The organism is Pedobacter jamesrossensis (assembly GCF_042650905.1).
GTDB classification, from domain to species: domain Bacteria; phylum Bacteroidota; class Bacteroidia; order Sphingobacteriales; family Sphingobacteriaceae; genus Pedobacter; species Pedobacter jamesrossensis.
Genome location: NZ_JBHSBY010000034.1, coordinates 167,268 through 192,266, shown reverse-complemented (window position 1 = coordinate 192,266; position 24,999 = coordinate 167,268). Strand labels below are relative to the sequence as shown.

General features: G+C 39.9%; 26 protein-coding genes, 1 tRNA gene and 1 pseudogene. 5 read left to right on the top strand and 23 right to left on the bottom strand.

Translation table 11 applies throughout. The features are described from left to right. Nucleotides 1–550: glycosyltransferase family 39 protein (locus ACFOUY_RS07565; RefSeq protein ID WP_378959882.1), on the bottom strand; the 550-nt coding region annotated here is incomplete at its 3' end. 619 nt (nt 551–1,169) lie between these two features. After that, nucleotides 1,170–1,243: transfer RNA gene (locus ACFOUY_RS07560), tRNA-His, on the bottom strand. Nucleotides 1,244–1,419: 176 nt separating this feature from the next. Here ACFOUY_RS07560 and rnhA point away from each other — a divergent pair. Further along, nucleotides 1,420–1,893 (top strand): ribonuclease HI, encoded by a 474-nt coding sequence (rnhA, locus tag ACFOUY_RS07555; protein ID WP_378959881.1) that lies wholly within the window; start codon nt 1,420–1,422, stop codon nt 1,891–1,893. Nucleotides 1,894–2,055: 162 nt separating this feature from the next. On the opposite strand, the gene ACFOUY_RS07550 is transcribed toward rnhA, so the two are convergent. The 13 genes and pseudogenes from ACFOUY_RS07550 to ACFOUY_RS07490 all read right to left on the bottom strand — a co-directional run bounded on the left by ACFOUY_RS07550 (nt 2,056) and on the right by ACFOUY_RS07490 (nt 15,385). Then, on the bottom strand, nt 2,056–2,502 hold the full coding sequence (locus ACFOUY_RS07550) for an ArnT family glycosyltransferase (RefSeq protein WP_456238592.1): 447 nt from the start codon (nt 2,500–2,502) through the stop codon (nt 2,056–2,058). A 192-nt stretch (nt 2,503–2,694) separates the two neighbouring features. Next, a pseudogene (locus ACFOUY_RS07545) lies at nt 2,695–2,943 on the bottom strand (phosphatase PAP2 family protein); the annotation flags it as partial. After that, entirely contained in the window at nt 2,853–3,305 is a 453-nt protein-coding gene (locus ACFOUY_RS07540) for a hypothetical protein (protein WP_378959879.1), read from the bottom strand. The gene ACFOUY_RS07540 and the pseudogene ACFOUY_RS07545, both read right to left, overlap by 91 nt. 296 nt (nt 3,306–3,601) lie before the next feature. Then, a complete protein-coding gene (locus ACFOUY_RS07535; RefSeq protein WP_378959878.1) occupies nt 3,602–4,732 on the bottom strand; it encodes an efflux RND transporter periplasmic adaptor subunit in 1,131 nt (376 codons plus the stop codon). Further along, nucleotides 4,729–9,081: a CusA/CzcA family heavy metal efflux RND transporter gene (locus ACFOUY_RS07530; protein WP_378959877.1), complete on the bottom strand. Its 4,353-nt coding sequence runs from the start codon at nt 9,079–9,081 to the stop codon at nt 4,729–4,731. Before ACFOUY_RS07530 ends, ACFOUY_RS07535 begins: the two co-directional genes overlap by 4 nt. Before the next feature lie 50 nt (nt 9,082–9,131). Then, nucleotides 9,132–9,533 (bottom strand): hypothetical protein, encoded by a 402-nt coding sequence (locus tag ACFOUY_RS07525; protein ID WP_378959876.1) that lies wholly within the window; start codon nt 9,531–9,533, stop codon nt 9,132–9,134. 33 nt (nt 9,534–9,566) lie between these two features. Further along, nucleotides 9,567–10,235 (bottom strand): cytochrome b/b6 domain-containing protein, encoded by a 669-nt coding sequence (locus ACFOUY_RS07520; protein WP_378959875.1) that lies wholly within the window; start codon nt 10,233–10,235, stop codon nt 9,567–9,569. 6 nt (nt 10,236–10,241) lie between these two features. Beyond that, nucleotides 10,242–11,498 carry a sensor histidine kinase gene (locus ACFOUY_RS07515; protein WP_378959874.1) on the bottom strand — a complete coding sequence of 419 codons (1,257 nt, stop codon included), beginning with the start codon at nt 11,496–11,498 and terminating at the stop codon, nt 10,242–10,244. After that, the gene (locus ACFOUY_RS07510) at nt 11,495–12,172 is read right to left on the bottom strand and encodes a response regulator transcription factor (RefSeq protein ID WP_378959873.1); all 678 of its coding nucleotides are present in this window, start codon (nt 12,170–12,172) and stop codon (nt 11,495–11,497) included. Before ACFOUY_RS07510 ends, ACFOUY_RS07515 begins: the two co-directional genes overlap by 4 nt. Before the next feature lie 236 nt (nt 12,173–12,408). Continuing rightward, nucleotides 12,409–12,831 carry an HD domain-containing protein gene (locus tag ACFOUY_RS07505; RefSeq protein ID WP_378959872.1) on the bottom strand — a complete coding sequence of 141 codons (423 nt, stop codon included), beginning with the start codon at nt 12,829–12,831 and terminating at the stop codon, nt 12,409–12,411. Between the two features lie 454 nt (nt 12,832–13,285). Further along, nucleotides 13,286–14,518 carry a cation:proton antiporter gene (locus ACFOUY_RS07500; RefSeq protein ID WP_378959871.1) on the bottom strand — a complete coding sequence of 411 codons (1,233 nt, stop codon included), beginning with the start codon at nt 14,516–14,518 and terminating at the stop codon, nt 13,286–13,288. Nucleotides 14,519–14,566: 48 nt separating this feature from the next. Beyond that, complete coding sequence (locus tag ACFOUY_RS07495; RefSeq protein ID WP_378959870.1) at nt 14,567–14,893, bottom strand: phosphoribosylpyrophosphate synthetase; 327 nt, start codon at nt 14,891–14,893, stop codon at nt 14,567–14,569. A gap of 45 nt (nt 14,894–14,938) precedes the next feature. Further along, on the bottom strand, nt 14,939–15,385 hold the full coding sequence (locus ACFOUY_RS07490; RefSeq protein ID WP_378959869.1) for an OsmC family protein: 447 nt from the start codon (nt 15,383–15,385) through the stop codon (nt 14,939–14,941). A 292-nt stretch (nt 15,386–15,677) separates the two neighbouring features. On the opposite strand from ACFOUY_RS07490, the gene ACFOUY_RS07485 reads away from it, so the two are divergent. The 3 genes from ACFOUY_RS07485 to ACFOUY_RS07475 all read left to right on the top strand — a co-directional run bounded on the left by ACFOUY_RS07485 (nt 15,678) and on the right by ACFOUY_RS07475 (nt 18,019). Then, complete coding sequence (locus ACFOUY_RS07485) at nt 15,678–15,863, top strand: SHOCT domain-containing protein (protein ID WP_378959868.1); 186 nt, start codon at nt 15,678–15,680, stop codon at nt 15,861–15,863. Between the two features lie 74 nt (nt 15,864–15,937). Continuing rightward, entirely contained in the window at nt 15,938–17,050 is a 1,113-nt protein-coding gene (locus ACFOUY_RS07480) for an Acg family FMN-binding oxidoreductase (RefSeq protein WP_378959867.1), read from the top strand. Nucleotides 17,051–17,176: 126 nt separating this feature from the next. Continuing rightward, on the top strand, nt 17,177–18,019 hold the full coding sequence (locus ACFOUY_RS07475) for an SDR family NAD(P)-dependent oxidoreductase (protein WP_378959866.1): 843 nt from the start codon (nt 17,177–17,179) through the stop codon (nt 18,017–18,019). A gap of 317 nt (nt 18,020–18,336) precedes the next feature. Here the strand turns inward: ACFOUY_RS07475 and ACFOUY_RS07470 are convergent, their stop codons facing one another. The 7 genes from ACFOUY_RS07470 to ACFOUY_RS07440 are packed head-to-tail and all read right to left on the bottom strand — an operon-like array spanning nt 18,337 to nt 23,740. Continuing rightward, nucleotides 18,337–18,885 carry a 4'-phosphopantetheinyl transferase family protein gene (locus tag ACFOUY_RS07470; protein WP_378959865.1) on the bottom strand — a complete coding sequence of 183 codons (549 nt, stop codon included), beginning with the start codon at nt 18,883–18,885 and terminating at the stop codon, nt 18,337–18,339. Continuing rightward, on the bottom strand, nt 18,875–19,135 hold the full coding sequence (locus tag ACFOUY_RS07465; protein WP_378959864.1) for an acyl carrier protein: 261 nt from the start codon (nt 19,133–19,135) through the stop codon (nt 18,875–18,877). The genes ACFOUY_RS07470 and ACFOUY_RS07465 overlap by 11 nt, the downstream gene beginning before the upstream one ends. Next, nucleotides 19,128–20,408, bottom strand: a complete 1,281-nt coding sequence (locus ACFOUY_RS07460; RefSeq protein WP_378959863.1) for a beta-ketoacyl-[acyl-carrier-protein] synthase family protein — start codon at nt 20,406–20,408, stop codon at nt 19,128–19,130. Before ACFOUY_RS07460 ends, ACFOUY_RS07465 begins: the two co-directional genes overlap by 8 nt. Beyond that, entirely contained in the window at nt 20,405–20,845 is a 441-nt protein-coding gene (locus ACFOUY_RS07455) for a 3-hydroxyacyl-ACP dehydratase FabZ family protein (protein WP_378959862.1), read from the bottom strand. The genes ACFOUY_RS07460 and ACFOUY_RS07455 overlap by 4 nt, the downstream gene beginning before the upstream one ends. A 1-nt stretch (nt 20,846) precedes the next feature. Beyond that, nucleotides 20,847–21,899, bottom strand: a complete 1,053-nt coding sequence (locus tag ACFOUY_RS07450) for a type III polyketide synthase (RefSeq protein WP_378959861.1) — start codon at nt 21,897–21,899, stop codon at nt 20,847–20,849. Continuing rightward, nucleotides 21,896–22,606 (bottom strand): methyltransferase domain-containing protein, encoded by a 711-nt coding sequence (locus ACFOUY_RS07445; protein WP_378959860.1) that lies wholly within the window; start codon nt 22,604–22,606, stop codon nt 21,896–21,898. The genes ACFOUY_RS07450 and ACFOUY_RS07445 overlap by 4 nt, the downstream gene beginning before the upstream one ends. Further along, nucleotides 22,607–23,740, bottom strand: coding sequence for an NAD(P)/FAD-dependent oxidoreductase (locus tag ACFOUY_RS07440; protein WP_378959859.1), 1,134 nt, complete (start codon nt 23,738–23,740; stop codon nt 22,607–22,609). Between ACFOUY_RS07440 and ACFOUY_RS07435 the strand changes: the two genes are divergently transcribed. Then, nucleotides 23,741–24,061, top strand: a complete 321-nt coding sequence (locus tag ACFOUY_RS07435) for a hypothetical protein (RefSeq protein ID WP_378959858.1) — start codon at nt 23,741–23,743, stop codon at nt 24,059–24,061. A 212-nt stretch (nt 24,062–24,273) separates the two neighbouring features. Here ACFOUY_RS07435 and ACFOUY_RS07430 read toward each other — a convergent pair whose 3' ends face one another. Continuing rightward, nucleotides 24,274–24,717 (bottom strand): pyridoxamine 5'-phosphate oxidase family protein, encoded by a 444-nt coding sequence (locus ACFOUY_RS07430; RefSeq protein WP_378959857.1) that lies wholly within the window; start codon nt 24,715–24,717, stop codon nt 24,274–24,276. Nucleotides 24,718–24,999: the final 282 nt, after the last annotated feature.

The following is a 24,999-nucleotide window of genomic DNA, read 5'->3' as shown; positions in this document are numbered from 1 at the left end:
CCCAGAGTATACCAGAGATATAGGCTGGCATCATCCAGTTGATCTTGACCCAGTATAAAGGGGAAATCAAAATAAACAAAAGGAAAACCGGGAGAAAAAAGCTTAGCAGAAACAGATCGTTTACAGGCATTTCGGCAGATTTCTTACCGTACCTTTTCACCAGGATATAAAGGCCATAGAAAAGGGTAATAAAAAGTACGGGCATCAAAAGCGCAAGCTGATGGCCCAGCAGTCCAAATATGAATTTGGGCTTTACTGTAAATGCGGATAATTGTCCCATACGCTGGGATCCCTGAAAAGCAAAGGAAGCAAAATCATGCTGAAAGTTCCAGACGATGACCGGCGCAGAAACTAGGATCATCACCATAAGGCAAAGCCATGGCCAGACCGTAGTAAGAAGTCTACGGTGGGAAACAGAAAGCAGCAAAAACAACAGCAGTCCAAATGGTAAAAAAACGGCGGTATATTTGCTATCAAAGGCCAGTCCCATGGCAATTCCACTGAATATCCAGTAGCCAGTTTTATCCATCCTCAGGGCCCTGTGAAGCAAAAGTAAAGATAGTGTCCAGAAAAAAATAAGCGGCGTATCGGGCGTTGAAACCAGCGAGCAACTCCACTAATGAGGCTTTCTTACAGGATCTTTTGGAATATCTCCCCAAGAAAGGCTTCCAAGAAGTTTTTGTTCAAACAATCGCCGATGCTTATCATAACCAGGTAGGTTCAATTTTGGATGAAAAGAAATTATACATAAGTCAGATTCATGATCAAAATAAAAAAATAGATAAGGCAAGAGATCTCTTACTTAATAGTGAAATAGATGCGGTAGATTTTAGGACTATAAAAATTGAAATTAGTGAGAAAATAAACAGACTAGAATCCAGGTTAGGAGAAATAAACAATAAAAACTCAGAAATTTTAGATATTAAGTCAATTGCTGAGCAAGCATTGGTTAATTTAAAGAATTTAGATATGTTTTTTGACAATGCTGATGTTGAAGGTAAGAGATACCTCATTAGCTGCATTTTCCAAGAAAAAATAGTATACGATGGAGACCGACATCGAACCACATTTATGAACGAACTAGCGAGCCATATCTACCTGAAAAACAAGGAATTAGAAGTAAAAAAAAATGGTCCAGAGTCTTCAAAAAAGACTCTGGACCAACAGGGGGTGGCTGATGGGGCTCGAACCCACGACCCTCGGCACCACAAACCAATACTCTAACCAACTGAGCTACAACCACCGTATTTTTTGGTGTCACAAAAGTACGACTTTTAATATTTTATGCAAATATTTTTTTCAAAGAATTGACAAGATTTTTTTAATTAGTTATTATTCAATTATTTGAATTTTAAATAAGCTTATAAAAACAAAGCAAAGCAGCTATTTTCAACCCAAAAACATAACTTTACGAAGTTTATGATAGAAATTTATACAGACGGTGCAGCTAGCGGAAATCCCGGACCAGGTGGTTGGGGTACAATTTTAAGAGCAGGTCAGCATTATAAGGAACTAAGTGGTGGTTTTCGAATGACAACTAATAACCGTATGGAGCTACTTGCCGTAATTAAAGGGCTAGAAGCACTTAAAAGCTTAAACCAACAAGTAACTGTTTATTCAGACTCTAAATACGTGGTAGATGCGGTAGAAAAGAAATGGGTTTTCGGATGGGTTACCAAAAACTTTAAGGATAAGAAAAACAAAGACCTTTGGTTAAGATTCTTAGAACTGTACAAACTACACAAAGTAAAATTTATATGGATTAAAGGCCACAATGACCACCCAGAGAACGAACGTTGCGACCGATTAGCCGTTGCAGCATCACATGACAAACCAAATCTGGCTATAGATACTTTTTTTGAAGCGGAACGCAATAAAGCAACTTTGCTTTAACCTCTTTCAAGCAAATTATGCAGATCTAATTTTCAGAAAATAAGCTGAGGATTTTCAATTACTTGATAGTAATTCATTTTATGCACGCTAAACCAAGGGCACCTAAAAAATTTACAACAAAAAAACTGGTCAATCAACAGAAATTTAGGATAATACAAAAGTTTATTTCTCCATTCNCAGTCCAAATGGTAAAAAAACGGCGGTATATTTGCTATCAAAGGCCAGTCCCATGGCAATTCCACTGAATATCCAGTAGCCAGTTTTATCCATCCTCAGGGCCCTGCGAAGCAAAAGTAAAGATAGTGTCCAGAAAAAAATAAGCGGCGTATCGGGCGTTGAAACCAGCGAGAGTATGCTGACCATCAGCGTGGAGAGCAGCAGGATTGTTGAGCGGACTGCCTGCGCTTTGGGATAAAATGAAAGGGCAAGCTTATAGAAAAGCAGAACTGTTCCTATCGTTAGGACTGAATCAGCAAGTTTTATAGCTACCACATTGGAGCCAAAAACCCAAGTAAAAAACCTTAAAAGTACTGCAATTGCAGCAGGATGATCAAAATAGGAAAGCGATGGATGCTGACTGTACAGGTAATAATAGGCATCTTGCGGCATCGGTCCCATAAAAAATACAGATAAAATCCGGATCAATATAATGGCTGCTAAAGCGTAGAGCAAAAACTTTTCCTGTAATGACCTTTTTTGCTCTTCCATAACTTTTGATTTTTAGGTAAAGGCCCGAAGCCGTAAACGAATCTAGGATAACATTCTGTAGACATTTAGAAGCTGGCTTATACTTCCTAAAACCTACCATAAATCATCGGGGCTGTGGTGCCATCCTGAAAATAAGGGGAAAAAGAGACCGGATTGCTTTTTAGGCATAAACAGCCTTTTGATGTAAGGATAAACCAGATATAAAATCTTGGTTGAGGCAATGCCAAAACCAGCTCCGGCGACCACGTCACTTAACCAGTGCTTGTTGTTATACATCCGAAGCGTACCGGTAGCAGTAGCAACGAAATATCCTGCATAGCCGTACCATGGACTGATGTCCCGATATTCCTGACCAAGGAACTCTGCTGCTGCAAATGCCGAGGTGTTATGTCCCGATGGAAAGAGTTATATCCCATCGGGTCGCAGGCGGCGTCTCCCTGCTTTACAAAGTGTGTAGAAAGACCGATGATGGCTGCTGAAGTCGCATAAAGCATAGAGGCATCGAACGGGTTATGTTTTCCCTTCACCCCGGAAAGATTTAAAACCGTGGAATCAATTAGATCTACTGAAAGTGAAAGCTGCTGCGCCATGCAGGTAGTAAAAAACGGCAAAAAAATTAATAGAAAAAAGAAAAACCGTAAACTCAATCCTGTCATATCAGCTGATTTTCTGTAAGGTAACCTTAATTTTCCGCTGTTTCCCATCGCAGTATTTATTTATTCTTTGAAAAGTCTCCAATCTTTTTTTTTAAATAACCTGCGTATTTCTCCGGATCGTAATCAGCACCTGTAGCTGTGCGAGAAGTGCTTCAGTCCTTGGATCGAGCAGTACGTAAAAAGGCTTGGAATTTGACAGGAATTTCCTTGCCTTGAGGTCGCTCCTCCTGCGTATCCCTGGGATGAAGAAATGCAACTACACATATTAAGGGGATAAATATCCATCATCCCAAAGATCACAATCCAGAGAGCCAGAAAAATCTCCCTGCTGTTCATAATATGGATTACTCATCTGCTTTATTTTTAAGTTTCATCAACAGTGTGTAAGCCCCCTTGATCACAATCGGTTTTCCACTCAATGTTTCCGGATGTTTGATTTCAGTACTTCCTGACTCGCTTTTACCACTCTCTACCAGAGTCATCTTAAACCTACCAGGGCCGATCGAGAAAAAGATGTATTGCTTGCCCTCAAAATCAACCAGCGCCTCATCGGGAACCGTAGACGATCGATTATTGTTTACCTGTATCTCTGCATTCATATACATTCCCGGGATCAGCGCCTGATCATAGTTTTCGAAATGGCTATGAACCTCCGCCAAGTGGTCTGTAGACAGATCTTTGCTGATTAGAATAATCTCACAATCATATTTTTTTTCGGGAAAATTGTTGCTGTAAGCTTTGAGTTTTTGGCCAATGGCCAGCTTTGGCAGATCCTTTTCAAAAACCTTTAGATTGAGGTGGATGTCTGTTGGATTCACCAGCTCAAAAAGCACATCAGAGGGGTTTACATATTTACCGATGTTCACATTAACCTTTGAAACAAAGCCGGTGATGGGAGAGTATATATTTATTTTTCTGGAAATATTCCGCTCGGTAAGCCTAGATGCATTGATATTAATCAGACTCAGTTTTTCAGCTAAAGCGCCCAAACTGATACGCAGCGTTTTATAGTCCGCCTCTGCCTGTTGAAATACCTTATTGCTACTTGCCTGGCTCTGGTTCAGTTCTTTCTGACGGAGGTATTCCCGCTGGGCAAATTCAAGTTTAGCCTTTATCGTCAGGTAATCCTGTTGCATCTGAATATACTGCTGATCTTCCATTTCTGCGATGGCTTCCCCCTTGCTCACATGCATACCTGGCAATAGCTTGGTAGAACGCAGATAGCCTCCAAGTGGCATACTTATAGAAACCATATTCTGGGGCGGTACATCTATGCTCCCGTTTACCCTGATCACTTCAGCAATATTTTGATTTTCTATCTGACCTGTTTGTATACCTGCATTTTTTAACTGAGCGGTATTTAGAATCACTACATCAGGTTGATCCGTGTTATTTGCTACCTTTTCGGGCGCTGCATCCTTTTGGCCGCAGGCCGTTAGAAGTAATATGACGAAGATTGGAATTAAATTTTTCATTGTGTTCTGGCGGTTAAATAGTTTAACTGGATAACGGTCTGATTTAAGGTTTTAATAAGATCTAAGTAATTGCTCTGGATCGTGATGGATTGCCCTACAAGCATACCCCATTCCAGGTAATTGATTTCTCCGTTAACAAACTGCTGACTGGCGGTGAGGCTAATCAGGTCTGCATTTTTCAGCATCGTTTTTTCATAATGTTCCACATTTTCCAGTCCGTATTGATATTGCTTTTTTGCTGTCTCTAGCTGCAGTGACAGTTGTTGTTTCTGCTGCTCAAAAGTGGAAATGGCTACATCTTCATTAATCCTGGCAGATGATATTTTCGCTTTCTGGGCAGCGCTAAAAATAGGGATACCAATACCTACCTGTGCGGCCTGGAAACGTTTATTGCCATTATAATAACGGTCGTCAGCACCCATCCCTTTCATGGAGGCATTGAAGTAGCCAAGGGTAATATCCGGAAGCAGTTTTGATTGCTCTACCTTGGTAAGTGCCTTGCTGATGAGCTTTTGGTGCTCATAAATGTTCAAGGTATAATTTTGATCCACTTCCAAAGTTCCCACATTTTCACGTAGTTTTTTCTTTTCAATTTTGCCCGCAGGATAAAACCTATTACCACTATTGAGTAGTACCTGAAACTGGAGCAACAAGGTTTCCATTTCCTGACGGAGCTGACTTAACTGAAATCCTACTGAAGCTTTCTGCGTTTCAGCTGTCGCCTTTTCCATGATATTGCTTTCCCCTACCTTAAAACGGATTTTTGCCTTATCCAAAAACTGGCTGTAAAGGGAATCACTTTTCATTATCAGTTTTTCCTTTTCTTTTAAATATAAAAAATGATCAAACACTTCAGCTAATGTCCGCTTAAGCTCGGCTGCTTTTAGTGTAGCGTTTAAGGTTGCCTGCTCCGCTTCTAAAGTAAGTAGATTTCGCTGTTTTGCATATACGGATGGGAAACTGAAAGACTGGGAAATTCCGATCCTGTTATCGGTATAGGCACTGTTTAGCTGTCCGACCTCGCCTGTTAGATTGGCCATGGGCATTACGCCCGAAGTTTTGATAAGCTGCTGTTGATATTTGATGAGTAGTGCCTGATTTTTAATCATCAGACTATTTTTCATCGCGGTATCTATCGATGCCGAAAGCGAGATAGGCTGTTGGGCATTTACCTTACCTGCAGAAAGAAGTATCAGAAAACCGATAATGATGAGCTTCTTAGCTCCAAAGGAGAATTTGATCCCCTTTTCAAACAGGATGTAGAGTACCGGCAGAACAAAAAGTGTCAAAAATGTAGCTACCATAAGACCTCCAATAACCACTGTGGCCAATGGTCTTTGCACTTCTGCACCAGCACCATTGCTTAGGGCCATGGGCAAAAAACCCAGAGATGCCACAAACGCGGTCATCATAACTGGCCTCAACCTCAGGCTGGTTCCTTTAAGTACAATTTCCCTTAAGTTTGTCATGCCTTCTTTTTTAAGCCTGTTAAACTCCGCGATGAGCACAATCCCGTTCAATACTGCAACACCAAAAAGAGCGATAAAGCCAACCCCGGCACTAATGCTGAAAGGCATTCCGCGCAGCGCAAGAAAGAAAATCCCACCTATAGCAGATAGTGGAATTGCTGAATAGATAAGCAGTCCCTGTTTAACCGAACCAAAAGCAAAAAACAGCAGGATAAATATCAATACCAAAGATACTGGTACAGCAACCATCAGCCTTTTTTTGGCGGCATTCAAATTCTCAAATGCACCTCCATAAGTAACGTAATAGCCTGGGGGAAATTTAATTTTGGCATTTACCTTTTCCTGCAGTTCATTAACAATGGTCTGCACATCTCTTCCCCTTACGTTGAAACCGACAACCAATCGCCTTTTGGCATCCTCACGCTGAATCTGGTTGGGGCCGTTTTTGATTTCGACATTTGCAAGCTGAGATAAAGGTATCTGCGTCCCTGCAGGTATTGGTATTAAAAGGTTCTGAATGTCTCCCAAGTTTTTGCGCTGCTCCCCATCAAGTCTCACCACAAGCTGAAAACGCTTCTCCCCTTCAAAAATAAGTCCAGCACTCTGGCCGGCAAATGCGATGTTCACGATCTTATTCACCTCCGAAATATCCAGGTTATATTGAGCAATCACTGCTCTATTGTAAGAAATCACTACCTGTGGCATTCCGGTTACCGGTTCAATGAAGAGATTCTGGGCACCATCTACAGAAGCAATCACCGAACCAAGCTGTTTTGCAAATATGGCTAAGGTATCCAGATTCTCCCCAAAAATCTTGCACACCACGTCCTGCCTGGCTCCGGTCATCAGCTCATTAAAGCGCATCTGCACCGGATACTGAAATCCAGCGGTAATGCCGGGCACTGCTTCCAGCGCCTTGCCCATTTTTTCAGAAAGCTCATTGAATGTCTTTGCTGATGTCCAATCTTTTTTATCCTTTAATATGACCATCATATCACTGGCCTCCATTGGCATGGGATCAGTCGGCACCTCGCCGCTTCCAATCTTGGTGACCACTTTTTCTACTTCCGGAAACTGGGTTTTTAAGATATGCGCAGCCTTTTGTGTACTTTCTATCGTTGTAGAAATACTGCTTCCGGTGAGTACCCTGGTATCTACGGCAAAATCGCCTTCTTCCAGAGCCGGAATAAATTCGCCCCCAAGAAATGTGAGGGTAATCACTGCGAGTACAAATAAAGAGAGTACCGTTAATAGTACCGTTTTTGGAAAAGCAATTACCCTGGATAGCGTTTTATGATATGCATTTTCCAGTCCGGACATCATGCGGTCAGAAAAATTGGCTTTGTGCTTAATCTTTTTGCTCAAAAACAGTGCACTCATCATGGGAATGTAATTGAGCGAGAGGATAAAGGCACCCAGCAGCGCAAAGGCCACTGTTTGCGCCATTGGCTTGAACATTTTTCCCTCAATGCCCTGCAGGGTAAAAATCGGGAGGTAAACGATCAAAATAATAATCTGCCCAAATACCGCGCTGTTCATCATCTTGCCTGCAGATTGCTCCACCTGTCCGTCCATTTCCTGCGGCGATATTTTATCAAGCGTCGCAAACTTCTTGTGGTGGGAAAGCTGGTGCATCACCGCTTCAACAATAATTACCGCACCATCCACGATCAATCCGAAATCCAGTGCACCAAGGCTCATCAGGTTTCCGCTTACCCCGAAGGTATTCATCATAATCACCGCAAAAAGCATGGCCAGGGGAATGATGGAAGCAACAATCAGCCCCGCCCTGAAATTACCCAGAAACAGAACAAGTACAAATACAACGATCAATGCACCTTCCATCAGGTTTTTTTCTACCGTACCGATGGCATTGTTCACCATCTTGGTTCTATCCAGAAATGGTTCGATTACAACCCCTTTCGGCAAGGTTTTCTGAATCTGGGCAATCCTATCCTTTACGTTCTTGATCACCTCGCTGCTGTTTGCCCCTTTCAGCATCATCACAACGGCGCCTGTTACTTCGCCTTGATCGTTATAGCACATTGCACCATAACGTGTAGCATAGCCAAGCTTGACCTCAGCCACATCCCGGACAAATAGCGGTCTGTTCTGCGGCGTTTTGATGGAGATATTTCCAATATCCTCTACCGTAGATACCAGTCCCTCGGTACGGATAAAAAGCACCGAAGGACCTTTTTCGATGTAAGCGCCGCCGGTATTCTGGTTATTCCGGTCAATCGCACTGAAAACATCATTCATGTTAATGCCAAAAGAAGCCAATTTATTGGGGTTGATGGCAATTTCATACTGCTTAAGCTTGCCCCCGAAACTGCTTACCTCTGCTATGCCCTTAACACCGAGCAGCTGCCTTCTTACTATCCAGTCTTGAATGGTCCTGAGGTCGGTTTCTTTATATTTATGTTCATAACCTTTTTCGGGCCGGACAACGTATTGATAAATTTCCCCCAGACCTGTAGATACCGGACCAAGCTCCGGTGTTCCTATACCCTGCGGAATTTGCGACTGAACTTGCTGCAGGCGTTCTGCAACTTGCTGCCTTGCCCAGTAAATGTCCGTGTCATCATTAAAAACGATGGTGACCAGGGAAAGGCCAAACCTCGAAAAGCTCCTGATCTCTAGCATCCCCGGTATATTGCTATTGGCCTGTTCGATGGGAAAAGTAACTAGTCTTTCGATGTCGGTCGCACCGAAAGAGGGTGCAATGGTGATTACCTGAACCTGGTTATTGGTGATATCAGGAACTGCATCTATGGGCAGTTTTTTGATCTCGTAAAATCCATATCCGATGAGCGCAAAAATAAACAGCCCGATAATGAGCTTATTACGCACAGAAAATTCTATTATCCTGTTGAGCATAAAATTTTTAATAAATGTTTAAAAATCATAAAAATTAATCCCTGGCACCATCAGATAGATTGTGCACAAGCGCTCAGGCACAACTTTGGTGGCTGCCAAATGCCGCCTCTGGGTATAGTGGTTTCGGGGAATTTATAATAGAATGATTTGAGGTGCATCAATTCAATGCCCGGATCGCCCGGAATGATTACCCGGCCAACTTCAAGGCGAACGGGGGTTTCCCCATGTCCCTGAGTAGTACAGGTTTTGAATGGCAATTTCATATCCTTTTCATAGTCTGCATCACGTACATCGCCGTTAAAGTAATGGACACACAAAAATCCCCAGAGAGATAAATCCTTTTGCTTATTCTTATGCTCAAGGTAATGCCCGATCAGCTTTAAAAACTGGGAAAGCTCCGTAGAAGAAAACAGATAACAGCACAGTACAAGTACAGCAGTTCTTTTAAGCATGGCTCAGAATCCAATTTATTTTCATCAGCTTTTTCAATTTTCTCCTCCGTTGATCATATCCGAAATAATTCCTTTTCCATTCTTTCGCTCGGCAAGAAATACTCCTGAAAGATGAAGTACAATAAAGCCCAGTATTAGATACATACAGAATCCGTGGAATTCTTTTATGCTGTGGTTAACATTTTGCGCAATGCCGGTATAATCTTCAAAAGCAAGCAGCAGGCCGCTAACAACCATGATCAGAAGCAGAAGATAAAAAACGATGTAAAGTCCTTTTACCACCAGTTCGTGCTTGGCAGCCTCACGTTCCTTTTTTAATATAAAATAAGCCTGGTAAGCTTTTTGAACCTTAGGAAAGAGCCTTTCTGAAGGAGGCAGAAAAAATTCAGCAATTAACCTGAAAATAAAAAGCACGGCTAAGGCATAGCCAAAATAGATGTGTATGTTCCATACCTGATCTTCCAGTCCATGCGTAACCGCTCCTGCTTGCTTTTCACTTACTGATGCGCCGGCATTCATCAGTTCGCCTTTTATAAAGCTACGCTGCGATCGGTCAAAGAGCGTGGAGTTAATCAGCACCGTGAGCAGGGATCCTGAGATGACGATAAAATTTACCCAGTGCCAGAAGCGAGTGGACGTAGCATATTTCTTTCCTTTTCTGTTCGCTCCGATTTCTTGATTGGTAGGTTCGATAATGGCCATATGATCTTATTTAGGGTTAAATTTTATAGTGAAGGTATGCAGGTCCCGATGATAGAAATAACTAAGTTGGTAATGCTGACGGTTACATATTTGTTTAAGTATGGCAAGCCCCAACCCTGTACCTTCTGAGGTATTATCCTTATAAAAACGGTCAAATATTTTTTCCGGATCCAAAGCTTTGTTGTGTCCTGTGTTTGCAAACACGATTTGGTCTGCCTCCAACCTTATCTCAATTTTACCTCCATCGTAGTTATGCCTGATCACATTGCTGAAAAGATTATTAATCAGTATTTCAATTAAGCTTCTGCTTGCAGCAATGCTTACGTCGGTCAATGTGGTTTCTACGGTAATATCCCGCTCTGTGATAAGTTCCTCGAAGTAAACCTGCTTTTCTTCGATAAGCGATTTGAGGTTAACTTTTTCCTCGTCCTGCAATAAATTATTATCAATTTTCACTAAAAGAAGTAGGGATTGATTAAGCTTGGTTAAACGCGAAGTTGCCTTATACAGTTCAACAAGCGTTTCGCCATCCTCTTTTCCCAAAACATTGGACTGGAGCATATTGTCAAGCTTTGAGTTGATTACTGCAAGCGGCGTCATCATTTCATGGGAAGCATTTTCGGTGAAAAGCTTGATCTCGTTATAATCAGACTTCACCTTTCCCGAAAGCGCTACCAACACCTTGTTCAATTGCCTGAATTCTGCAACGGGCATCTCTACAGGCTCATAGGGACGCTCATGGTTAACATTAAAGACGGTAATATTTTTTAAAAGCTGCTCAAAAGGCGTCCAGATTTTTCTGAGCAGAAGCCTGTTTACCAATAACACCAGCGCAAACAGCAGCACAACCGGAACCAGGATAATCAGACAGATGTTCCGGATCTGTTCCTGTCGTTCAAATTTTGAAGCAATAACCAGAACCTGGTAAGGCTGCCCAACCAGTTCGAGTTCGGTTTTAAGATACCTTGCGGCTTCTTTCCGGTGCTTAAGGGGATTATAGAATATGGTATCAGCATAGCTACTGGAAGGATTGGCCTTTTCGATTTTTTTATATTGAACAATAAGGTCCTCAAATTCATGGGGCTTATAAAAATTACCTTCTGCAGAATACTCCTTTACCTCCATAACCTCTTCCACAAGATCATGGTCAATCTGCTGATCAAGATAATATACGAGCATCCGGTAAAAAAGAAATCCGATCAGCAGCAGTCCAAAAAGACTAATCATCATCAGTATCCTGTTATATCTGGTAAATAGCTTCATACTTCCGTGAATTTGTAACCGATACCATATACTGACTGAAAATAATCTCTGCTTCCAGCATCTGTCAGTTTTTTCCTGATGTTCTTGATATGGGTATAAATGAAATCAAAACTATCGGCCATATCAGAATCATCTCCCCAGATGTGCTCTACCGCAGCAGATTTAGAGATAACCTTGCCTTTATTGGAAACAAAATAAAGCAGGAGGTCAAATTCTTTTTTTGTCAAATAGACTATCGTGCCCTTTATAAGCACCTCTTTAGCATCCAAATCTATTCTGATTTCATTAAATTCAATATGCCTTTCGCCATGAGCACTTTTGCGACGGACAATAGCCAGTATTCTGGCATTGAGCTCCGAGAGGTGAAAGGGCTTGATCAGGTAGTCATCAGCTCCAAGGCTAAGGGCTTCTATTTTTTGATCAATGGAATTTCTTGCCGAAATAATAATCACTCCTTCTACCCTGTTCATCCGTTTAAGATAGTTCAGTATCTGAAGTCCCTCCCCATCGGGAAGGGTAAGATCGAGCAAAATGCAGTCATAATCATACGCACCTAAGCGGTCAAGTGCTTCGGCATAAGTTGAAGCCTCACTACATAAATTTCCCTGGGAGAGCAGATACTGTGCTATACTACGCTGCAGCCCGGGTTCATCTTCAATGATTAGAATCTTCATAATGACAAATATGGTTTAAGATATTGAAGACATCTTGAAGTTCCTTCAAAAGAGGCCCCAAATGGCTTTAAAATAACTCAATTACCTGAAAGTCTGTAGATGTTAAACTGTTTTCCTGACTGAAATGCAGACCTGGAATAGGGTTCAAATTATTCGTGGGAGATCAGGAGCTTTAGATTTAAAGAATTCCATTGCGCTGTATATAAAACAGGTTTAGCATGACTTCCCATTCCTTTCTAAGTTTTTCGGGAATATAGTACATAATGCTTTAAAGAAAAATGATATAGATCAGCGTCGCACAAGATCCTTCCGAGTTTTTCTGTAGGAAATTGAGGAAATCTGGTGTCACTTATACAACGGCATATCTCATCAATGATCTCCTGTCCGACATTTTCATTTCGCAAAAAATCAGTTGCAATCCGCATACTCTGTTCTTCATGTCCTATATATTTTTGGGTATAATCCGTATCGTGAAACAATGCAGCAAGTTCAAGCTTGAATAGTTCGACCTCGCTTAACCCACTTTGTTTTCCTATCTCTTTGGCAATTCTAATGGTCTGAAGGGTATGCTTAAGGTCATGAAAGTATATCTTATCGGATAAATGATCCAAAAACAATCTCTCAACGTAAATTATTGCCCGGTATAGTACCTGTTCCATATTTTAGCGTATTATTATTCGACTAAGCAATGAAAACATCAAATCTAAAGACATATTGAAGTTGGTCCGATTTTATCACGCTCCAGTATTTTTTTATTCCGTTCATATTCTTTGAGATCAATTGCGCCCTTGGCAAAGCGTTCCTGCAATATGCATTACTGAGCATCTTCTGCTGCGCTGTCCGGGAATGTCATAAGGGACAAGAAATATCCATAACAAAAGTACAGACCAAAGGATCCACCATAGTAAATCCATTCCAAAAAAAAGATTTGTAAAGAACATTTTTGATTTTATTTAAGGGGTAAAATTCTTCTTTAAGCCTTGACCATTATCAGCCTACCTGGCTATTTTCAAGTAATATTCTCATTTCGCTTACCACCCATTCAGACAGGCTATCGCCATGGCTTCGGGTTAAGGCCGCCAATATTCGTTTAAAGTATTGCTATAGTTATCATTACTCCGCTTTATGGCGTACAGCTATTGCTACAACTTTCTTCAATGTTAGTCCCTGAAAGATTATGGAAAAGATAACCACGAAATAACAGCTGGCAAGGATCAATTCCCGGTAAGGCGATGCAGGAAGTGTTAATGCCATCGCCAACGAAATCCCACCCCTAAGGCCAGCCCACGTAAGTATGGAAAGATTGCCTAGGTTGAACTTTCGCAATAAAACAACCACTGGCACCGCAATGCTAACCAATCTTGCAATTAGCAGAATTATAATAGAGACCAGACCAATCACCCAAAATTCATGAAGGAAGGGCATGACCACCATTTGCAGGCCAATCATTACAAACAAAATGGTATTGAGCAGGTCATTGACTAATTGCCATACTTTATCAAGAGACTGATCGGCTATGTTGGTCTTATCTGTACTCTTATTACCCACAATTAATCCAGCAGTAACTGCAGCTAATGGAATGGATGCATGAAATTTACCAGCAATCAAAGAGATCAATAAAACAAGGGCAACAGAGATTAAAAAAATGGTTTGAAAATCTTGAATAGACTTCATCAATTGGTAACCGAGATAACCTAATATCAATCCTATAATTATTCCTCCACCTACCTCTTGAACAGATAATTGCAATATCTCTCCGAAAGAGCTGCTCCCTGACTTGTTGGCAATACCAAGGATAATGACGAAGAGCATAAGACCTACGCCATCATTGAATAATGATTCGCCCGAAATAATGGTATTAAGCCTTGGTGGGATTTTTGAAGTTTTTAATATAGCTGTAACCGCAATCGGATCTGTAGGCGATACTATTGCACCAAACAAGAAGCAATAAATAATAGGCAGCTCAATACCCAAAAGAAAGGTAACCAGGTAAAGTAATGCACCAAATACACCAGTTGAAATGATTACGCCGAGCGTGCTCAACAAAAACACTGGCAAACGCTGCGCTTTTAATTTCTGATAATCAAAATGAAAAGCCCCTGCAAAGAGCAGAAACCCAAGCATCACATTTAACAGGACTTTTGAAAAATCAATACTCTGTGCAAGCGTTTTAATGGTATCGGTTAACCCGTTAGTGGTTTTCCCCAATACTAAAATGAGCATAGAGACTACTATTGAAATCGTAACCAAACCTATCACACGGGGCAGTTTAATTAGTCGGTCGTTCAGATAGGAAAAAACAGCACTGATCAAAATCAAGATGGTAATGATTGTTAATATATCCATGGCTAATTAAGGTTTGTATCAGTATTACGCTTCTCTTCCAGAAAAATTTTATTCCCTATTATTAACCTCAGGCAGATTTATCGGATGTGTATTTAATTTTGAAAGCAATTGATTGTATCTAGCTTCTGAAGAAATTCCGTAACCATTTACCAAAACCCCTTTGGTTCCAAACTTTGCTGAGGAAATGGCATATAATACCGACTCATCATCAGGGTTAGATGCACCTTCAAAACGAAAGACTTTATCTATTTTAAAGTCATCGGAAGATAATACCGAATTTACTTGGTCATTAACCAGGTGTGCTGCATCTATATTAAAGTCTACCGTATAACCTTCTTTTTTTAAACCATTTATCCGTTTCAGATAAAGTACCATAACTTTCTTTCATTTTTTATTATTTGGGGCTTTAAGCAATTATATTTAATGTTCAATCATCACCATTGGCTCTAATGTGATTTTTGTTTGGATCGGGTTAGCAATTGCGCATGCCTTTTCGCTCATTTCGAGTACTCGCTTTGCCTTCGTTTTATTTTGGTTAATTGAGATGATTAATGTGGGTTTAAGCACAATTGCTGTAACTACAAACTTTCCATCTATCTTTTCAATTTCTCCAACTGCATTGCAATCAAAACTTATGAATTGAAATTTAGAGTTTTCGGCTACCAATAAAAAAGTGCTCATTAAGCATGAATTTACTGCCGCAACAAACAAATGTTCAGGAGTCCATTTTTCTTTTATTTTTATTCCTTTTGTTATTTCAGCGTAAGCGTCAACTTTTATCTGATGAGAAATTACAGGTGGAGTTAAGGTTCCATTTAATTGGCAGTCCCATTTTAGATCCACTTCGTAAAAATGTATGTCAGTCATAGGTTAGTATTAAAAAATGAGATGGTCATGAGTTACCAATATCTGTATGTAAATATCACCGAATCGGCTTACCCTATGTTGCATAATAACACAACAGAATTGCATTATTCACACCAATCCTAAATGACCTAGAAAACGCTGAGCTCAGGAAATGAGGAGAAAGTGTGAATCATATAAGTAATCCACAGAATCAGATAAAGCTAACTACAATAAAAAATTCAGCTTTGTGAAGGCCAGATGTCTGGTCGATAATTAATTAATTGTGGTGTTTTACGAAAATAGCTACTGGGGTATGGATTTTATCTGGTGGTGTATATGGGTAGTCTTACTCTTTTGGATTTTTGCCCTTCCTTTTAACATCCCTGGTCAGCGCCATAGGAAAGATACCCCACTTGACATCTTAAACAGACGTTTTGCAGCTGGGGAAATCAGCAAGGAAGAATTTAGAGAAAAAAGAGATATCCTTTTGACACCTTAATTTTTTGCTCTATCTTTTAATAATCATGACGAGCTAATCTTGTGGATAATGTTAAAAATCCCTATTAAGAATATATGAAACGGAGGACATTTTTGGGTCTTGCTGGCGGAACGGTATTGGCCGTTGGCGGTATTGGTTATCTAACCAGTGATAAAAGTAACTATGTTAGAGCCGATATAACGGCTTCCACTAGAGTACCATTGCTGAAGCCCGTTGAGCAGGAAATACTATATCTTGCTTCACTCGCTCCAAGCGGCCACAATACGCAGCCCTGGTTTGTAAAGCATTTAGCCGCCTTTCATTGGATCATTTGCAATGACAAATCAAAATGGCTTCCGGCTGTAGATCCATCACAACGTGAAACCATTTTATCCATAGGTGCATTTATGCAAAATCTGGAATATGCTGCCAGCTATTACGGTTACCGTTGTGATTGGAAAATGTTGGCTGATACCAACCAGACTGAAAAAATTATGGAGGTAACGTTAATTAAAGCCAAAATACAGGCCCCTATTGACATTTCAAAAATAATAAGTAGGAGAACAATTCGGTCCAACTATCTAAATGAACCAATCAAACCCAAAGATTTGCAGAGTTTAAGTGAGAGCGATGAAAACTATTTTCATTATTTCTCTAGGGATAGCAAAGAATTTAGCTGGCTCAATAAGCAAACACTTGCGGCCAATCAGCAGCAAACTTACCGCAATGATGCTGAAAAAGAACTAGGAAAATGGTTGCGTTTTTCGAGCAAGGAAGCCCGACATTATAAGGATGGACTTACAACCGCAAGTATGGAAATTATTGGAATTTCGGGATGGTTCGTCAGGAATTTTTATACCTCGGCTTCCGCAATGAAAGATAACTTCAGGGAACAAAGTTTGGAAAAAGTAAAAACACAGGTGAGCCAGTCGGCAGGTTGGTTACTCATTACAAGTAAGGACAGCTCCACCATTGCGCTACTCGAAACAGGTAAACGTTTGCAGCGTTTGTTATTAGAAATTCGAGAAAAGCAGATAGCCATCCACCCGATGACCCAGATATTGGAAGAACAGCCTTTCAGCCAGAAAATAAACGAGGCTTTAGGAATTGTCGATCATATACAATTTATCTTACGGTGTGGGTATATCAAAGAATATCCCGAGCCAGTTTCCTTAAGAAGACCCGTATCCTCTTTTGTTAAAAGCTGAAAAAAGAACAGGGGATTATGATAATTGGCACCTTATAGAACCACAATATAGCTCATTCTTCATACACTTCTTATTAGTTAGTTCCAAATACATTTTTCTAAAATTCACCCATTTAAATTATATTAAATGCAAACCATACTCATCACTGGTGCAAATTCAGGCATTGGCTTAGCCACTGCAACAGCACTAGCCAAACAAGGTAACTACCTAATTTTATTGGTTAAGACACAAGAAAAGGCAGATCAAAACAATGCTGATATTAAAAAAATCCACCCCGATGCATCGCTAGACTTTTATCTTGCAGACCTCACAGACCTAGCTTCTGTAAAAAGCGCAGCAGAGAAAATCAAATTAAAATATACACATATCGACCGTTTAATCAACAATGCAGGCTACTCACCAGTTGGCATTAGTTTTACGAAGGAAGGTTATGAAAAATCATTTGCAGCTAATCACCTAGGTCATTTTGTATTGACGATGAATTTATTGAGCTTGCTTAAAGCTTCTGCAGAGAGCCGGGTGATCAATGTATCATCATCGGCACATGCCTTAGGAAAAGCGTCAAGGCTCTTTCAAAAGAATAACACCAAGCTTTCGGATATGCAAGCTTATGGAGACGGCAAATTGGCTAACATTCTTTTTACCAAAGGCTTAGTAGCACATACTCAAAGTACAGCTATCACCACTTACTGCCTACACCCTGGCGTAGTTAATTCTAATTTTGGGAGCGACATGAGCGGTTTTTTAAAATTTGTATTTATGCTGGCACGTCCGTTTATGATCACCACCGAAAAAGGGGCTGCTACTTCTATCTATTTGGCAACTACGGCTATTCAAAATATAAAGAAAGAAAATGGAGCTTATTTCAAAAAATCGAAACCTGCAGCCACTTCTAATAAAGATATCACACAAGAAAATGTCAACAAACTTTGGACAAACAGCTTAATTGCAGCGGAAGGTTTCATTTGACATGAATAGCATAATCAGATAGGTAAATTAAGAATTTAAGATATTCTTTTCAAAGCATATCTTTTTCTATAATATTTTCAATATTTGAAGAAAGTCAGTAAAGTAAACACCAATTTCCATAAGGTCATATTATCGAAAAGTGTTGTCAAGTCACGGTTGATCTGGTCTTCTAATGCATGGGTGGGAACTAGGTACAAAACTGATTTACCTATCATTAATGTAGAGGCAATTTTTAATGCCACGATTTTGGGAAATGATATACCTATAACAAAAAGCTTTTATCTTTCATTTTGCAAGAATACACTTATCAAAATTACTCAGGATAATAGATAAGCAATAAAGAGAAAGCTCCCATGATGGCTTGTTGTAGCGATATGCTGTTTCATTGTCCGCATTATACAAATTTCAGGTAATCCCGAGTTATTTCTTTGCAGCTTTAAATCTGTATGGTCGCGGTTAAAACAATTTACATAATCGCTACAGTTTTGGGCATGGATTATCCTGCAGTTTTCAAAGCTAATAGCTGAAGTAATACTCAGCGTATGGACATAGTATTGACCTACATCGCTATATGTTAAAAATTGTTGACCTAGATAATTGACAGAACCCTTTGCTTGCCAACCATCTAGATCGACGCTACAGCAAAAGGCCTTTGGATCATAAAAACGAAGTCCAGTGTTTCGGTTTACAATTTTATAGGCCGCTTCTTTCATGCTCCACATAAGCCAGACCATTAGTTCAGTATTTCCTGAGCTATAGATTAGATTCTGCTCATCTGAAGAAAAAACTTTCGACAAATAGTTTGGCCGTTTCCAGTTGCTTTGCGTTTTCGCAAGTCTTAGGTCTACAACATCGTTACCCAGCATTCTCAGCAAGTTTACTTTCAATGACATCAACAGTAGCCTTAACATTCAACATCCTTGCCATCGAATCGTTATCTATTGATATACTAAACTTTTCTTCTATATCAAGCACGATATCCACAAGATTTGCTGAATTTATTTTTAAGTCGGTAATAAAGTCCGTTTGTTCATTGATGTTTTCCAATGCGTCCTTGTTTTCGGTGTAAAGGGAAATAATTTCCCTAAGGCCAGAGATTATCTCTTGTTTATCCATTATGATATTTTTTCAAAATTAAGCAAGCATTCACATCTCCAAAACCAAAACTGGCTTTGGCTAAAATATTAAAACTTTTTTTTAATAGTTTGCGAGGCACCCTTCGCTCATCTATCAGGGAGGAAATTTCTAAATTCAAATCCTTGCAATTTATGTTTGGGAAGATAAATCCTTCGTGCAACTGCAGCACGGAAGCGACGCATTCGATGCTGCCCGCCGCACTGATACAATGACCAATCATTCCTTTCAGCGAATTTATATAAGGAAAATTTTCTTTTGAGCAGCCAAGCGCAATCTTCCAGTTTTCAATCTCGAGTGCATCTTTGCTTGTTGCAGTCAAATGTCCATTAATAACATCGATATCTCCTGGTTTAATTCTGGCATCCTCGATTGCTTTTAAAATACAACGCTGAACAGATACCGAGTTAGGGGCGGTCATTGTCCCCTCACCACGCTGACCACCAGAGTTTATATGGCCACCGATTATCTCTGCATAAATCCTGGCATTTCTGGAGACCGCGCTTTCAAGAGATTCTAATACCAGTGCGCCTGCCCCACTCCCGGGTACAAACCCGCTTGCAGTTTTGCTCATTGGCCTACTCCCGCTTTCGGGCGAATCATTGTGCTTGAATGTACAAACCTTCATCGCATCAAAACCGCCCCATATATATGGACCACTATCACTTGTGCTACCGGCAAGCATTCTTTTTGCTTTACCGGACTTAATGTGTTCATAGGCCATCAAGATACTTTCAGTACCAGTTGCGCAGGCAGCAGAATTCGTACTGACCCTGTTTCCAAAACCGATTTTACCGCTGATAAAAGCACTGACACCACTAGCCATGGTTTGCGCTACAACACTACTACCTAGCTTTCTTATTTCAAGTTCATCGATTTTGTTGATCGCCCATCTAAACTTATCAATCCCAGAAGTTCCAGTTCCAAAGAATGTGCCACTATCCCAGTCAGGCTCAGCTGTATCGGCGATTTCAAGGCCAGAATCCCGCCAGGCATCGAGCCCTGCAATAACCCCATAAACAATCCCGGAACTATCTAAGTTTCTTATTTCAAGAGGCGTAAAGTATTGTGCTATCCGTACTGCATCAAGGTTGGGTTTACCCGCTATTTGGCAAGAAAAACCCAACCTTTCAAGTTCGGGCTGATGGCTTATGCCAGACACCCCATTTTCTATGGCATAACGAAATTCCTCAACAGTTGTTCCATTCGGCGCACATACGCCTAAGCCCGTAATCACAACCCTATTTTGGTTCATTTGTTAGCTGTTATCATGCCTGATATTATACCTTTACAAACCGTCTCGCCTGCAGCATTTTTCATAACGACTCTACATGATAATTTATTAAACCTGAAATAAATCTTTTCACTTTCAACCAAAACTTGCTCGCCCGGATACACAGGTTTTAAAAAATCAATTTCACTGGAGGTCATCGCGAGGCCAAAACCTTTTCCTATTGAGGTTTTCCCGACCAGATAAATACCTAAACACACCAAGCCAATCTGCGCCATGGTTTCTGTAAGTATGACTGCTGGAGTAATAGAAAAATCTTTGAAGTGTGACTTATAAAAGAAAAGCGTTTTATCAAACGTATAGGTACCTTTTACGCCGTCTTCATCCACATGCAACAGTTCTCCAACGAATAAAAAGTCCTTCCCATAAGGAAGTTTGCTAAGAATTTCTGCTTTAGTCATATTACCACTTCAAAAGTATTCTTTGTGCAGAAAAGCCTGGTCCAAAACTAAGCATCAAGCCCGTTTCCCCAGAACCAGGATTACTTTCCATATAGCTCTGTAACACATACAGCACCGTCGCACTACTCATATTACCATATTGTTTTAATACCTCTTTGGTCTGGTTAATATTTTTGCCGAGCTGACCAAATAGTTCTTCTACAACCTGGATAATTTTCCTTCCACCTGGATGAAAAATAAGATGGTCTATATCCGAAATTTCCAACCCGTTTTTTAGTAAAAAAGGATGAATTATTTCAGGAAAATGCTCGGCAATGGTTTCCGGCACTTCCACATCAAGCACCATCTGAAGTCCGGTATCGGTAAGCTTAAAGCCCATCATATCTTCGGACTGGTAAAAATGATACATTTCTTCTGCAAGAATTTCTGGTCCCTGATCAGATTCATGAGAGCTGAGCAGCACGCAAGCGGCCCCGTCTCCAAAAATTGCTGCACTGACGATATTGGCCATTGAAAAATCATTGAGCTGAAATGTTGCTGTCGGCGATTCGACAGCAATAACTGCGGCTCTTGTTCCAGGATTTGCCTTTAAAAAGTTTTTAGCATAAATCATCCCAGACACCCCTGCTGCGCAGCCCATTTCGGTAACTGGAAGCCTTACAATATCTTGCCGTAGGCCAAGGGCATTAATTAGGTAAGCATCAAGCGAGGGTATCATAATCCCGGTACAGCTTACGGTAATGATAAAATCTAAATCGACTGGTTTCCAGTCTGCTTTTTCCAAAGCCGAAGAAAGACATTGTTTACCGAGCTTGATCGCCGCCCGAACATAAATATCATTTCGCTTTTCAAAAGTTAAGTCAGAAAATACTTCTTCGGGGGACATTATCGAATACCTTTTATCCACCGCAGCTCCTTCAAATATTTTTTTAACCTTTCTGATAAATCGGTCGTCCTGTCCCGCTAACCAAATATCCAAAAATGGCAGAATTTCCGAAGTTGTTCTCGAGAAATCAGGTAAAGCTTTGCTTATTGTTTTTATTTTTACGCTCATCTTGTTTTAATAACCCATAAATACCTGAAAGCCCATCTCCAGCCTACATAACTTGAGGTAATGTCTAAATCTTTTTCGTAGCGCTTCAGATCTGCCCGCTTAAATCCACGTAGAATTGACACTAAACCATCTTCCCTTGACATATCATTAAGCTTAAATACATAGCTCAGTGCGGTAAAAAGCCGGTAGGCAAGGCTACTTCGTTCCAGATCATTTACAACTATACCTACGAAAACCCCTTTGCTAAGGTTGTTTAAAAGATTTATTATTTGGCTATCCGAAAAATGATGCAGTGTAAGGGTGAACAGCATAATATCGCAGCGCTCAGTATCTTTGCTTTGATCAAAAATATCACTGCACTGGTATTTTATCTCTGGATAGTGAAAAGAGCAGCTCACTGCATGGTCGATTGTACATTTATTGGCGTCTATTCCTTTCAATTTAAAGTTTAGATGATTTTTACGGGCATAATCCGCGAGCATCCTAAGCATGGCTCCATTGCCACAACCCACGTCAGTAATGCTTAGCTCAGCCGAATTATTTTTTTGCATCAACATCCCAATGCCTTCCAAAGTGACTTTGTTGCCACCAAGAAGTTTATTTATCGCAGCGATTTTGTCAAGGGCATCTGTTAAGATCTCACCTTCCATTGCAAAATCATCCATGATTTCTGCAGCTGTACTTCTAAATTTTGTACTTATTGGCATTTATTGAGAAATTGATAGTGGTTTTCCATGCGTCATTTTGATAGCCCTTGAAAGCAGACCAGGCATTTTAGTTAAAGTGCCTAGGGCTAATTTCTGGATAGGCGGAGTGTTGAAAACAGCGGACAAAATTTTTCCTGCAAAGAGCCTTCTTTGAAAAAGAGCTTTCCATTGCCTGGTATATTCTTTTTCCATTAACGTTCTGGAAAGTGCTTCAGTTCGGAAAAACCTAATCATGAGCTCAGCTGCAATTTTCGCACTGTGTATCGCCATAGCCATACCATTACCACAAAGCGGATGAATCAACGCCGCAGTATCTCCTATCATGATAATGTGATCAAAAACAGGTTCCTTTGGTTCAAAACAAATCTGACTTATGGTTAGCGGCGCCTCAAAAATCATTTTTGAATCTTCTAAAATATTTTTGAGAAACTTATTTTTATACAGCACTTCCTGCTGGTAGTTTTCTATATTCTTAAAATGCTTGAAACTGTTATAACTGGCGAGGTAACATATATTCAGTTTGTTTTCTTCAATTTTTGAAACCCCGCAATACCCTCCACTAAAATTATGTAGTGCAACCAGGTTGGAAGGGAATTTACCCTCATAGTGCGCCTTTACAGCAAGATAAGGGAATTTACTCAGCATAAAATCCCTTCCAAGCGTTTTATCAAGTGAGGATCTTTTACCAAAGGCACCTAGGACCTGTTTTGCAATGAACTGCTTTCCTAAATTAGTCTCAACAATGAAAAGATCATCCTCATATAGGACTTGAGTAACTGTAGCAAAAAGGACCGAAACACCCCTTTTTAAGAGTTCTTGATAAAGGAAATCATCCATAGCATACCTACTGAGGCCAAATCCACCGAGCGGCAAGCTAGCATTAAGAGAAGATCCGGAAACAGAACTAAACTGTAAACTAGTTATCAAAGATGGTTTGAGGCTTTCAAAGGAAATGCCCAGCCAGCTTAAATACGGAAGTACTTCATTGGAAACATACTCCCCGCAAACTTTATGGTGAGGATAAGAATTTTTTTCAATTAGCGTCACATGAAATCCAGATTGCTGTAAATGCAGAGCCGCGGTTAAACCAGCCAGTCCACCACCAATTACAAGCATTTCCGTTTCAATTTGCATATGCTTAAGGTAACAATTTCTCTGGTTTATTGTTCAGTAAAAAATAATTGGGCACAAAGAATTAATTTAAAAAAAATACACCTTTTTTTGATGGCAGCATTCTCTTTTATTAAAATACCTTGCGGAATGTCAATCATTATTACTGGTGTTATATACATTCACATTACTATGGGCATTAAGGAAAGAAAGGAAAAGCATAGAGAAGATCCGAGAATTAAAATTCTCGATGCGACAAAATTGCTCTCCCTAGGCCATGGTTATGATGCAACATCCAGTAGAAAAATTGCTGAAAAGATAGAATTCAGTCCCACGACTATCTAGAGGTTTTCTGATAGAAAGAAATATTTCTGACATAAAACTTGTAGCAATATCCTGAAAGCCTAATATAAGCGCATGTCCCAGAATTCCTCCACCAGCAAGAATAGATGTTACAGATTTGCCCTACTTAAGTATACTGAGGGCAATAAAAATTACGACACCAAAAGAAATATATAGACCATAGAGCCAAAAGGAATTGGAGATATAGAACAAGCTCAATAATCATCGTGTGTTTCATACTTCCCACTAATATCGGTAAGCTCTATTTTAAATACGATAATATTATCATGTAATTCTGGTTTTATGCCATGCGAAGGTTCTTCTGAAGGACGATTGGTTAATGGCATAATGCGGTGTATAATCCCTTGCATAGCCTGTTGTCTTTCCTCACTGCTCAATTCAATAGAATTGCCCCAAAGAATAGCACTTTTCCACCTAAAGGTGTCTTTTATCTCATCTACCTGAAAACATACCTTAGGATTGGCACGCATCATATCTACCTTTTTACCTTTTCCAGAATGCAAATAAATCGCATTATCCCGATACACATAATTGACTGGAACAATATAGGTTTCTCCGTCTGTATGACAGCCCAACCTACCGATAACCTGATTCTCGATTAAATCAAGTAATTCTCTTTTATTTAAATCTCCTAACATGATTAATATATTTGAATTCAGTTTTAATAACAGTTCAGTAAATCAATAACTCTATTATCAAAGTATCAAGGAATTTCGCCAAAATATTTACATTCAAAGATGGTATAACAAGCGGATAAAATAAATGATCTTCATCACTTTTAAATCAAATGATTAATAATGCATTCTGAAATTCATCATATCTAAGATATTTCAATGGGGTATTTACCATGTAAAATGAAGATCTTTATTCTATATGATCAAATGAGCTTTATAAAAATTTATTTTGCTCTATCTTTATAA